We start from the raw sequence: 12,140 nt of genomic DNA on the forward strand, positions 1-12,140 counted from the left end.
GGCCCGGGGGTCGCGGCCGCCGCCAACCGGGTGGGCCCGGGGGTCGCGGCCGCCGCAAACCCGGTGGTCCCACCGCCGACGGCCCCCGACGACGGGACCGGGGCCGTGGACGCCCAGGCGACCGATCTCGACCCGGGCACCGCCACGGACGGGACGGCGACCGCAGGTGCTCCGACGGATCCTGCAGCCCCGGCCGCTGGCGCGGGGGACGGGTTCGATCCCGAGACGGTTCTTCCGGCGGAGCCGGCCCCCGACCCCGGCGCCCCCACCGACGACGAGGCCCCCTCGCACGAGGGTCTGGTGACGATCGACGACGTCGTCGTCGCCGCGACCCGGCTCGCCGAGCTCATGGGGCCCGCGTACGCGCTCGCGGCGGTCGGCGTCGTCCCGGCGGACGGGGCGGTCCCCACCGGCGACACCCTGGCCGACCAGCTCGCCGCCGCCGTCGCGAAGTACGCCGACAGCACGTCCCAGTACGCCAACGGACAGCTTCCGGACTCGGTGCTGTGCCCGCTCGCCTTCGCGCCCGGGCAGAGCCTGCGCTGCGACGCCGCAGAGCAGCTCGAGGCGCTCGCGGCCGAGTACCAGAAGGCGTTCGGCAAGCCGCTGCGCATCACCGACTCCTACCGCAGCTACGACGACCAGGTCGCGGTCAAGGCGGCCAAGCCGTTCCTCGCCGCCGTCCCCGGTACGTCCCAGCACGGGTGGGGTCTCGCGATCGACGTCGGCTCCCCGGTCTCGACCGGGAAGAGCGCCGAGTACCTGTGGATGCGCCTGCACGCACCGGACTACGGCTGGGACAACCCCACGTGGGCGCGCCCCGACGGGCGCAAGCCCGAGCCGTGGCACTTCGAGTTCTACGCGGCCGGGGCCATGCCGAACCGGTACGCACCAGGAGCCGAGGGGACGCCGACGGCACCTCCCTCGCCGACGGCCCCGACCTCGCCACCGGCGCCCGCGCCGTCACCGACGACCCCCGTGCCGACGCCGACCCCGACGACCCCGGCCCCGACGGACCCGCCGACGACGCCCACCCCGACCCCGACCCCGACGACGCCGGCCCCGACCCCGACCCCGACGACGCCGGAACCGACTCCCACGACGCCGACCCCGACCCCGACGACGCCGGAACCGACTCCCACGACGCCGACCCCGACCCCGACGACCCCGACGACCCCGACGGACCCGCCGACGACCCTGGCCCCGTCGCCGACCACGCCGTCACCGACCGAGTCCGTCGCGCCGTCGACCTCGCCGACGAACATCCCGGCGCCGACCGCGACGTCCTAGACCAGTGACCGCCCCGGCCGACGACCGCCCCGACGAGCGCGACCACGCGTTCCTCCGGGTGTGCGTCGACCTCGCCCGCGGCGCGCTCGACGCCGGTGACGAGCCGTTCGGCTCGGTGCTCGTCGACGCCGAGGGGACGATCCTGCGTTCGGACCGCAACCGGGTCCGCGGCGGCGACGCGACCCAGCACCCCGAGCTCGCCCTCGCTCGCTGGGCTGCCGAGCACCTCGACGCCGAGCAGCGTCGGACGAGCACGGTCTACACCTCGGGAGAGCACTGCCCGATGTGCAGCGCGGCGCACGCGTGGGTCGGGCTGGGGCGGATCGTGTATGCGGCGAGCAGCGCGCAGCTCGCCGGATGGCGTGAACGGTGGGGCCAGCCACCCGGACCCGTCGCGCCGCTGCCGATCCACGTCGTCGCACCGGGGATCCCAGTGTCGGGTCCGGACCCGGCGCTCGTGGACGAGGTCCGGGCGCTCCACGCGCGCCTGCTGGGTGTGCCCGACCGCTAGGCGAGCACGAGCCGGGTGCCCGGGCGGTAATCAGCTCGCGGCCGGCCCGCGCGACGCCGTAGGGTGGCCCTCATGTGGATCTGAGCCTGCTCGCGAGACCCCCTTCCTCTCGCGCCCCGACGTCGCCCCGCGACACGACCTTCCCGTCGTGCCCCGGCTGCGCTCGACGTCGGCAGGCAGCCTCCGTGCCGCCGCGGCGCCCTCTTCGTCAGGTGATTCCGTGCCCCAGCCTTCCTCTGCTCTTCTCACCGCCGTCGACCTCACCAGGTCCTACGGCGACCGCACCGTCCTGGCCGGGGTGAGCCTCGCCGTCGACCCGGGCCACCGGACCGGTCTGGTGGGCGAGAACGGCGTCGGCAAGTCGACGCTCCTGCGCCTGCTCGCGGGGGTCGAGGACCCCGACTCGGGGACCGTCACGCGGCCGCCGGACCTCGGCTACCTGCACCAGGAGCTCCCGTACGGCCCGACGACGTCGGTCGGCGAGGTCGTCGAGGACGCCCTCGCCGGGGTCCGGGAGATCGAGCGCGAGCTCGAGTCGGCGGCAGCGGCGCTCGCGTCGCTGTCAGAACCGGGCGAGGACGCCGCCCGGTCCGGTGTCGAGCAGGGGCCGGCCGACGTCGACGCCCTCACCGCGACCTACGACCTGGCGCTCGCGCGCGCCGAGCAGTCGGACGTATGGGGGGCCGACGCCCGTGCGTCCCGCGCCCTCGCAGGCCTGGGCCTCGACGTGATCCACCGCGACCGCCTGGTCTCGCGGCTCTCGGGCGGGCAGCGCACGCGGCTGGGCCTCGCGGCTCTCCTCATCCGCCAGCCGGGCGCGCTCCTGCTCGACGAGCCGACCAACCACCTGGACGACGAGGCCGCCGAGTTCCTCGCGTCGGCACTGCGCGCCCTGCCCGGGGCCGTGCTGCTCGCGAGCCACGACCGCGTGTTCCTCGACGAGGTCTGCACCGAGATCCTCGACCTCGACCCCTCCCAGGAGGCCAGCTCTGCGGGTCGCACGGGTGGCACCCTGTACGCGGGCAGCTACCGCGACTACCTGCGGGCCAAGCGTGTCGAGCGCGCCCGCTGGGAGCAGCAGTTCGCGGCCGAGCAGGACGAGCTCAAGGCGCTGCGACGGTCGGTCGCGACGACGGCCCGCAACGTCTCGCACAACCGTGAGCGCGGCAACCAGTCGAAGCTGCTCTACGACGCCAAGGGCGAGCGTGTGCAGTCGCAGGTGTCGCGGCGCGTGCGCAACGCGCAGCAGCGACTCGACACCCTCCAGGCGGAGCAGGTGCGCAGGCCGCCCGAACCCTTGCGGTTCGCGCCGCCGCACCTCGTGCGTGAGCGTGCGACGAGCTCGTCCCCGGGACGCTCGGGCGGGCGGCGCGGCCCCCGGGGTGCGTCGGGCGGGACCGACGGCCTGGCGCTGTGGGCGCGTGACGTCGTCGTGCAGGGAGGGGCGACCGAGCCCGACCCCGCAGCCCCCGGGCGCCCCCGCCTCGACCTGCGGGCGTCCGGGGTGCCGTCGATCGACCTCGCTCCGGGCGCCAAGCTGCTCGTGACCGGGGCCAACGGGTCCGGGAAGTCGACGCTGCTTCACGTGCTCGCGGGCGACCTGCAGCCGTCGTCGGGCACGGTGGGGCGCGCGCGCGGCGTCGACGTCGCCCTGTTGGAGCAGGACGTCCGCCTGCACGACGACGCGCGCACCCCGCGCGACCTGCTCGCCCTCGTCACGGGGCAGGACCCCGCGGACCGCCCGCACGTCGACGCGCACGGGCTCGTGGCGCCCCGCGACCTGGACAGACCCCTGGGCATGCTGAGCGTCGGCCAGCGGCGGCGGGTCGTCCTCGCGATGCTCGTGACGCAGGCCCCCGACGTGCTGCTGCTCGACGAACCGACCAACCACGTGTCGCTCACGCTCGCGGAGGAGCTCATGGCCGCGGTCGAGACGTGGCCCGGCGCCGTGGTCGTCGCCTCGCACGACCGGTGGCTGCGGCGGACCTGGAAGGGGGACGTGGTGCACCTCGGCTGAGGGGGCGACGTGGTTGTCGGCGGTGCCGTCGAGGCCCCTCAGACGGGGAGGGTGAGCTGCGCGCGGATCTCCCGCACGACCTCCTTCTGGACCTCGACGGGCGGTGCCCCGTCGGGATGCAGGCCCAGCAGCGTCGCGAGCCGGAGCTGCGCCTCCTGGAGGTCGGCCAGCCGGCGGCTCTCGGCCCGCCCGCCCGCGCGACGGGCCGCCTTGCGCGCCGCGCGGCGTCCGTGGACGGACCGCAGGGCCTCCCTCTCGCCGGGGGTCACGACGTCGTCGGGCTGGTCGGCGAGCGCCGCCTCGAACCAGCGGTGGTCGATGTGCCGCGCGTACCGGAACACGAGCACGAACGCGAGGATCAGGACGACGTACTTGAGGACGACCGACGCGAACGCGCCCGCCTCCGACGACGGGAAGAAGATCTCGGGGGCGTTCCACGCGAAGTGCAGCACCCAGGCGAGCGCGTAGGTCGCGACCGCCACGCTGACGCGCCGCACCGTGGAGACGTGGAACGCCACGAGGGCGTAGGCGATGCCGAAACCCGCGATCGCGGTGAACATCGCGTGCCCGCCCAGGCCCACGAGCACGCGGCTCAGGCCGACCTGGAGAGCGCCCACGGCGTCGGCGTTCGGGTCCATGATCGCGCCCTGCACGATGTAGCTGATGTTCTCGCTGACCTCGAAGCCCAGGCCGACCATCGCCCCGTAGACCAGGCCGTTGAGGGGGCGGGTCACGTGCGCGCGGCCCGCGTACAGGACCAGGACCACGCCGAGGAGCTTGATGAGCTCCTCGTCGGTCGGCCCGACGACGGCAGCGGCCCAGGAGGCGAGGCCCACCCGTTCGAACACGGTGATGAGGTGGTCGTTCGCGACCACGACGAGCGTCGGCGCGACGACGAAGCCCCACGCGTAGGCCGCGACGAGCATGCCGCCCGGCTCGTCCTCGAACAGGTCGAGCCGCCGGACGATCGCCGTGAGGAGCAGCGTGACGACGGCTGCGAGCAGAATCCCGATCCCCAGGCCCTCGGGCGTGACGAACACGTCCTGGCGGGCGACCCGCAGCATCCCGAAGCCGGCGACGACCAGGCACACCCAGTACAGCCAGGTCGCCCACTGGTAGTGGGGGAAGAGACCGCGGCGCCGCCGCCCGGGTGCGCTCGTGGGGAGGACCACGGGGACGTTGCGCGGGCCCTGCTCGGTCATGAGATCGTCACCGCCTCCACCAGGTCGGCCACGGCCCCGGCCTGTGCCTGGAGGTCCGACGCCGTCCCGGACGCCAGGATCGACACCCCGCCCCGGGCGTACTGCGCCGTGACCTGGACCGTGAGCGAGGCGGCCTCGGGGCCGCCCGACCGGAAGACGCCCGAGACCTCGGCCGGGTCGCCCTCGGAGACGATCTGCGCGTCGTACAGGGTCGTCCCCGTCACCAGCTCGGCGAGCCGGGCCCGCCGCGTGAAGAACACGTTCGGGTCCTCGACGCCCGAGACCACCTCGATCTGGACCTCGACGCCCCGGCGGTCGACCGTGAGGCTGCCGCCCTCGAACGTCGACTCGCTCGCGTCCCCGGACGCGCTGACGTCGGCAGCGGTGGACCATCCGGCGGGGAACCGGATCGTCGCGGTCGAGGCGCCGTCGGACACCGTGACGACCCTGTCCGCGGGGATCTCCGTCTCCGTGGGCGGGGTGCCTTCGTCGACCGCCGTCGGGACGAGCCACAGGGCGACCATCGCGAGCAGCACGACGGCCGTCGCGACGGACCCCACGCGGTCCATGCCGAAGCGCCCGCGGCGTTCTGGCCGCAGCAGCGGGGGAGGTTCTGGACGCATCGCTCTCCTTCGGCTCGTCCGGGCCGGACGTCACTCGATGCAAGCATCGGGACGTCGGGTCCGCGACCGGGGCGACCGCGGACACCGCGGGGAGGTGACGTGGACGACACGTGCTGATCCGCCCTTCGCGTGGTGAGTGTGGGCGGCGATGCCTAGGGTCGAGGTCATGAGCGAAGAGCGGGCACGCGCCGCACTGGAGGCGTCCGGGATCGACTTCACGATCACCCGTCACGGCCCGGTGAGCTCCCTCGAGGAGGCGGCGGCGGCGCGGGGGATCGACCCGGCGAACGTCGTCAAGACACTCGTGGTGCGCCGCGGCGAGGACGACCACCTGTTCGTCCTCGTCCCGGGCGACCGGACCATCTCGTGGCCCAAGCTGCGGACCCTCCTGGGCGTCTCGCGCCTGTCCATGCCGGACAAGGAGGTCGCTCGCGAGGTCACGGGGTACGAGCGAGGGACGATCACCCCCTTCGGCGCGACGACGGCCTGGCCCGTGGTCGCCGACTCCCGTGTCGTCGACCGCGACGGGACGTCCCCGCTCGTGTCGATCGGCGGGGGTGCTTTCGGTGTCGCGGCGAGCGTCGACGGCGCGAGCCTCGCGACGGCGTTGGGCGCGCAGGTCGCGGACGTGACCGAGCCGGTCTAACCTCTCAGAGTTTGACCTTCACGGATCCCGACCGCGGGAACACCGTTCATTGCCCGATCGTTGACCAGGAGGACGGTCCGCGAGGCCACCCTCACCGACTGACGGAGCACGAGAAGAGCATGACCATCCCCAGTACGTACGACTCAGGCATCAGCTACGAGGCGACCCCCGAGGGATCGCTCATCACCCTGTGGGGAGAGATCGACGCAGCGCTGAGGGACCGCGCGAGCGACGCCATGGCGCAGGTGCTCACGCACCCAGGGCCGGTGACGATCGACGTCGGGCGCGTGACGTTCATCGACTCGTCGGGCATCGCCTTCATCCTCCAGGTCTACATGCTGGGCTCCGAGGACGGGCGCCCGGTCGTCCTGCAGGACCCGACGACCTCGCTCGAGGACCTGCTCGACATGATCGGCATGGGCGGGACCATCCCCGTCGTGCGGACCGCGACCGCAGGGTCGTAGTCCGCGGACCCCTCACGGCCTGCACGGGGTGACGACGAGGTCACCTCTGAGGCCCGGGGGCTGTGGCGCAGGGCTGTGGGTGGCGGCCGCTACCGTTCGGGTCATGCGCATCCTGCACACCTCGGACTGGCACCTCGGCCGCACGCTGCACGGCGTCGACCTGCTGGACCACCAGGCTGCGTACCTCGACCATCTCGTGGAGGTCGTCCGCTCGGAGGGGGTCGGAGCCGTCCTCGTCGCGGGCGACGTGTACGACCGCGCGATCCCACCCGTGGACGCCGTGGACCTCCTCTCGGACACGGTCGCACGGCTCGCCGAGCACGCGGACGTCGTGCTCACGCCGGGCAACCACGACTCGGCGACCCGGCTGGGTTTCGGGGCGTCGCTCATGCGTGCGGGCGTCCACTTCCGGACGCGTGTGCCCGACGTCGGCACGCCCGTCGTCCTGGACCCCGCCGCGCGCGGTGGCTCGGGCGGGCGCGTCGCGGTGTACGCGATGCCCTACCTCGACCCGGACGCCGTGCGGTGGGAGCTCGCGGACGGGTGCTGTGCGGCCGTCGACGACGGCGAGGTCCCTGAGGCGAACCAGGTTCCGACACGGGAGAAGGGACCTTTGCCGCGCTCGCACGAGGCCGTGACCGCGGCGGCCGTGCGGAGGGTCGCGGCGGACGTCGCGCGTCGTCGCGAGGGGGGCGGTGACCGGCTGCGGAACGTGGTCGTGGCTCATGCGTTCGTCGTCGGCGGGCAGGCCTCGGAGTCGGAGCGCGACATCCGGGTGGGCGGGGTGGACTCGGTGCCCGCCGGGGTGTTCGGGGGAGCGGGCGTGGACTACGTCGCCCTCGGCCACCTGCACGGTCCGCAGAACGTCACGGTGCCCGGTGTTTCACGTGAAACCACAGGTCAGGATCGCGACGCGGCGACGATCGCCCGCTACTCGGGGTCGCCCCTCGCGTACTCGTTCTCGGAGATGCACCAGAAGAAGTCGACCGTCCTGCTGGACCTCGACGCGACCGGAGACGCCCGGACGCAGCTGCTCCCGGCGCCGGTCCCGCGACGTCTCGCCGAGGTCGCCGGGACGCTCGACGACCTCCTCGGGGCGGCCGGTGACGCGCACACCGACGACTGGCTCCGCGTGTTCGTCACCGACCCGGCCCGGCCCACCGAGATGTACGCGCGCGTCCGTGCACGGTTCCCGCACGCGCTCCAGGTCCAGCACCGCCCACCGGTGACGGCCGAGCGCGCGGTGATCTCCGTCGTCGGGCAGGGGCGTGACCCGCTCGAGGTGACCCACGAGTTCGTCCAGCACGTCACGGGGACGGGCCCCGACGAGGCCGAGGGGGCCGCGCTGCGCACCGCGCTCGAACGCGCCCTCGCGAGCGAGCGGAGCGCCTGATGCACCTGCACACCCTGACCCTCCAGGCGATCGGGCCGTTCGCCGGGCGCCACGTCATCGACTTCGGCGAGCTCGCGACGTCGGGCATCTTCCTCCTCGAAGGCCCCACGGGCGCCGGGAAGTCGACCATCATCGACGCCGTCGTCTTCGCGCTGTACGGCAAGGTCGCATCCGAGGCCGCGAGCGAGGACCGGCTCCGCTCGGCGTACGCCGCCCCCGACGTCGAGTCGTTCGTGGACCTCGTCTTCGAGACGGGGTCCGGGGTCTACCGCGTGCGACGGACCCCCGAGTTCCAGCGCGCCAAGAAGCGCGGCACCGGGACCACGACCCAACAGGCCGGAGTGAAGCTCTGGCGGCTCGCGGGCGCGGACCAGGCCGTCGCGGCGCCGGGGGCCGACGCCGACGACGTGCCCGGCGAGCTGCTCTCGACGCGGCTCGACGAGGCCGGGCTCGAGATCCAGCGGGCCGTCGGGCTCGACCGCCGACAGTTCGTCCAGACCATCGTGCTGCCGCAGGGGGAGTTCGCGAACTTCCTCCGGGCGGACCCCGAGCACCGTCGCAGCCTCCTCCAGAAGGTCTTCGGCACCGAGATCTACGACCGCGTCCAGACCGAGCTCGCGGCACTGAACCGCGAGGCGCAAGGCGCGGTGTCGGTCGCCAAGGGAGCCGCGACCGGGGCCGTCGAGAACTTCGCCGGTGCCGCGGGGCTCACGAGCGACGCGGCGGCGATCCTGCGCGAGGCCGCACGCGACGACGTCCGGCTCGCGGGGCCGCTCGACACGACCGAGGAGCCCACGGACGACAGCGGCGGCGAGGGGGACGGAGACGGCGACGGGGCCGGCGAGGCCGGCGACGACGCTGCCGACGTCGCGGCCATCGCCGTCCGGGACGCGGCCGTCGCGGCCGTCGCGGGCCTGCCCTCGGTCCGGACCCTCGTCCACCGTCACGTCGCGACGATGCAGCGGACGGCCGATGCGCTCGGCGCACGCGAGATCTCGGCCAACAGCGCGCTCGTCGCGGCCCGTGACGCGTTCGAGGCGGCGCGCACGCTCAGCGCAGCGGTCGTGCGCCGCGACGCCCTGCTCGCCGAGCAGGCGGCGCTCGACGCCACCGCGGACCAGGTGGCCACCGACCGGGAGGTCCTCGCCGCCGCGCAGCGGGCCGCCGTCGTGGAGCCCGTGCTCGCGGGCGCCCGCCGCGCCGCGACGGAGCACGCCGCTGCGCACGAGCGGCTCCTGCTCGCCCGGACCGGGGTGCCGGAGTCGCTGGCCTCGGCCGACGTCACGGCCCTCGACGTCCTGCGGTCGAGCCTCGCCGCTGCGAGCACGCGCCTCGCCCGCCTCCTGCCCGTCGGGGAGTCGTTGCCGCTCCGGGAGCGCGACCTGGTCGACGGCCGCAAGGAGGTCGAGCGTGATCGTGAGGAACGCGCACGCGTCGTCGCGGACCTCGCGGCTCGTCCCGCCGACCGTGCCGAGCGGGAGTCGCGCCGCGACGAGCTCGCCGACGTCGCCGGACGGCTCGGCGAACGGCAGGAGAAGGTGCTCGCGGCCCAGTCCGTGCTGCGCGCGGCCCGCCAGGCGGTCGAGACCCGCACGGCTCTCGACACCGCCCGGGCCGGCCAGGAACGGGCGGTCGCCGACGCCCGCACCGCGTCCGACGCCGAGCACGCGCTGCGCACGGCCTGGCTGGGCGGGATCGCGGGTGAGCTCGCGGCGGGCCTGGAGCCCGGGGACGCGTGCCCCGTGTGCGGCGCGCACGAGCACCCCGCGCCCGCACGGACGAGCGACGAGCACGTGGGCCGGGACGACGTCGAGACCGCGGAAGCCGGGCGCCGGGCCGCGGAGGAGATCGTCGCCGCGGCGTCCGCCGAGGTCGCGACCCTTGTCGAACGCCTCGACGGGTTCCTGCGGGCCGCGGGAGGCGTCGAGGTCGACCAGGCGCAGGTGGCGCTCGCCGTGGTCGAGGAGCTCGTGTCGGCATCCTCCGCAGCCGTCACCGAACGGGCCGAGGCGTCCGCGGCACTCTCGGCCTTCGACGCCGAGACCGGCGACCTGACCACCCTGGCCTCGACCCTCGCCGAGCGGGTCGCAGGGGAGAGCGCGCGCCTCGACGCCCTCGCCGCGGGGATCGAGCAGGATCGCCGGGACATCGTCGCCGAGCTCGACGCGACCGGACCGCTCCTCGCCGACGCCGACCTCCCGGACCCCTGGGCCGACGAGGGCACGCCCGCCAACCCCGTCGCGGTGCTCGCGGCAGCGCTGCGGGACCGCGACCTCGCCGTGAGCACCCTGCTCGACGCCGAGGCGGCCGTCACCCGCACGTCGGCCGCGGTCGAGGCTCGGGCTGCCGAGGTCGCGGCAGTCGTCGCCGAGGCCGGGTTCGAGGACGAGCACGAGGCGGTCGACGCGCTCCTGCCGACGGAGAGCCGGGAGGTGCTCGAACGCAGGCTCCGCACGATCGACGCGGACACCGAGCGCATCCGGCGGGGTCTCGCCGAGGAGGCGATCGTCTCCCTGCCCGCGGACGTGGACGTCGACCTCGACGGGGCGCGTGACGCCGTCGGGCAGGCGGAGGCCGCCGAGCGGATGGCCGCCCTCCAGGCGAACGGAGCGTCCCGGCGGGCGACCGCGGCGGCGACCGCCGCGACGGAGATCGAGTCGACCGTGGGTGCCTGGGGCCGCGCCCGCGAGGACGCCGCGCCCGTCGCCCGCATGGCCGCGCTCGCCGCGGGGTCCGGCAGCGACAACGCCAAGGCGCTGTCGCTCGCGACGTTCGTGCTGGTCAGGCGCTTCGAGGACGTCGTCGCGGCAGCCAACGAACGGCTCCGCGAGATGTCCGACGGCCGCTACGAGCTCGAACGGTCCGACGAGAGGGAGGACGTCCGCACGCGCCGGACCGGCCTCGCGATGAAGGTCCTCGACCACCGCACCGAGCAGGCGCGCGACCCCCGCACCCTCTCGGGCGGCGAGACCTTCTACGTGTCGCTGTGCCTCGCGCTCGGCATGGCCGACGTCGTGACCGCCGAGGCCGGAGGCGTGGACCTCGGGACACTGTTCGTCGACGAGGGCTTCGGGACGCTCGACCCCGAGACCCTCGAAGCGGTGCTCGGCGAGCTCGGCAAGCTCCGCGCGGGGGGCCGAGTCGTCGGCGTCGTGTCCCACGTCGACGCGCTCAAGCAGTCCATCGCGGAACGCGTCGAGGTGCGGCGGCTCGCGAACGGGTCGAGCACGCTCACGGTGCGGGCGTAGCGCCGGCCTCCTGGGTGGCCTCGATCTCGGCGCAGGGCGTCAGCGGGCGAGGTCCCGTGCTCGCAGCAGCACGGCGTCGAGCATCTCGGGCGTCAGCCGGCCCGTGAACGTGTTCTGCTGGCTCACGTGGAAGCAGCCCAACAGGGTCAGGTTGCGCCCGTCGGGGTGCGTGACCCGCACCTCGGCGCCGTGACCGAACACCGGCCGAGGCCGCGGTACCGACCAGCCCTGGTCGGTCAGCGTCGCGAGCAGCGCCTGCCACCCGAACGCCCCCAGGACCACCGCGACCCGTGGGCCGACGAGCTCGAGCTCACGCCCCAGGTACGGAGCGCACGTGCGACGCTCGGTCGGGGTCGGCTTGTTCGCGGGCGGGGCGCAGCGCACGGGCGCCGTGACGCGGATACCGGTCAGCACGAGCCCGTCGTCCGCGCTCACCGACGTCTGCTGGTTCGCGAACCCCGTGCGGAACATCGACGCGAACAGGAAGTCGCCCGACCGGTCGCCCGTGAACATGCGTCCCGTGCGGTTCGCGCCGTGCGCGGCAGGCGCCAGCCCGACCACGAGGAACGCGGCCCGCTCGTCGCCGAACCCGGGCACGGGCCGCGCCCAGTACGTCTCGTCACGGAACGAGGCCCGCTTCTCCGTCGCCACCCGCTCGCGCCACGCGACCAGTCGCGGGCAGGCCCTGCACTCGACCAGCACCTCGTCGAGAGCCCGGACGCTCCCGGCGGAACGGGCCTGGAGGG

At 74.6% G+C, this 12,140-nt stretch carries 10 protein-coding genes; 7 read left to right on the plus strand and 3 right to left on the minus strand.

What is annotated here, in order from left to right:
* The 3 genes from ACFRCR_RS11615 to ACFRCR_RS11625 form a co-directional block, all read left to right on the plus strand.
* A partial coding sequence (locus ACFRCR_RS11615; RefSeq protein ID WP_377677688.1) for a M15 family metallopeptidase occupies window positions 1-1,290 on the plus strand: 1,290 nt, incomplete at its 5' end.
* Window positions 1,291-1,294: 4 nt separating this feature from the next.
* Window positions 1,295-1,801: a nucleoside deaminase gene (locus ACFRCR_RS11620; RefSeq protein ID WP_377677690.1), complete on the plus strand. Its 507-nt coding sequence runs from the start codon at window positions 1,295-1,297 to the stop codon at window positions 1,799-1,801.
* 220 nt (window positions 1,802-2,021) lie between these two features.
* Window positions 2,022-3,818: an ABC-F family ATP-binding cassette domain-containing protein gene (locus ACFRCR_RS11625; RefSeq protein ID WP_377677692.1), complete on the plus strand. Its 1,797-nt coding sequence runs from the start codon at window positions 2,022-2,024 to the stop codon at window positions 3,816-3,818.
* Between the two features lie 38 nt (window positions 3,819-3,856).
* Here ACFRCR_RS11625 and ACFRCR_RS11630 read toward each other — a convergent pair whose 3' ends face one another.
* Both ACFRCR_RS11630 and ACFRCR_RS11635 read right to left on the minus strand, forming a co-directional pair.
* On the minus strand, window positions 3,857-5,020 hold the full coding sequence (locus tag ACFRCR_RS11630) for a PrsW family intramembrane metalloprotease (protein ID WP_377677694.1): 1,164 nt from the start codon (window positions 5,018-5,020) through the stop codon (window positions 3,857-3,859).
* Window positions 5,017-5,643, minus strand: coding sequence for a hypothetical protein (locus ACFRCR_RS11635; RefSeq protein WP_377677695.1), 627 nt, complete (start codon window positions 5,641-5,643; stop codon window positions 5,017-5,019). Before ACFRCR_RS11635 ends, ACFRCR_RS11630 begins: the two co-directional genes overlap by 4 nt.
* A 166-nt stretch (window positions 5,644-5,809) precedes the next feature.
* Here ACFRCR_RS11635 and ACFRCR_RS11640 point away from each other — a divergent pair, with 166 nt between their 5' ends.
* The 4 genes from ACFRCR_RS11640 to ACFRCR_RS11655 all read left to right on the plus strand — a co-directional run bounded on the left by ACFRCR_RS11640 (window position 5,810) and on the right by ACFRCR_RS11655 (window position 11,394).
* The gene (locus ACFRCR_RS11640) at window positions 5,810-6,289 is read left to right on the plus strand and encodes an aminoacyl-tRNA deacylase (RefSeq protein WP_377677696.1); all 480 of its coding nucleotides are present in this window, start codon (window positions 5,810-5,812) and stop codon (window positions 6,287-6,289) included.
* A gap of 119 nt (window positions 6,290-6,408) precedes the next feature.
* Entirely contained in the window at window positions 6,409-6,753 is a 345-nt protein-coding gene (locus tag ACFRCR_RS11645; RefSeq protein ID WP_138826888.1) for an STAS domain-containing protein, read from the plus strand.
* Between the two features lie 103 nt (window positions 6,754-6,856).
* Complete coding sequence (locus ACFRCR_RS11650) at window positions 6,857-8,146, plus strand: exonuclease SbcCD subunit D (RefSeq protein ID WP_377677698.1); 1,290 nt, start codon at window positions 6,857-6,859, stop codon at window positions 8,144-8,146.
* Window positions 8,146-11,394 carry an AAA family ATPase gene (locus ACFRCR_RS11655; RefSeq protein ID WP_377677700.1) on the plus strand — a complete coding sequence of 1,083 codons (3,249 nt, stop codon included), beginning with the start codon at window positions 8,146-8,148 and terminating at the stop codon, window positions 11,392-11,394. The genes ACFRCR_RS11650 and ACFRCR_RS11655 overlap by 1 nt, the downstream gene beginning before the upstream one ends.
* Before the next feature lie 39 nt (window positions 11,395-11,433).
* Here ACFRCR_RS11655 and ACFRCR_RS11660 read toward each other — a convergent pair.
* A partial coding sequence (locus ACFRCR_RS11660) for a uracil-DNA glycosylase (protein ID WP_377677701.1) occupies window positions 11,434-12,140 on the minus strand: 707 nt, incomplete at its 5' end.

It is taken from the genome of Oerskovia sp. NPDC056781, assembly GCF_042789955.1.
GTDB classification, from domain to species: Bacteria; Actinomycetota; Actinomycetes; order Actinomycetales; family Cellulomonadaceae; genus Oerskovia; species Oerskovia rustica.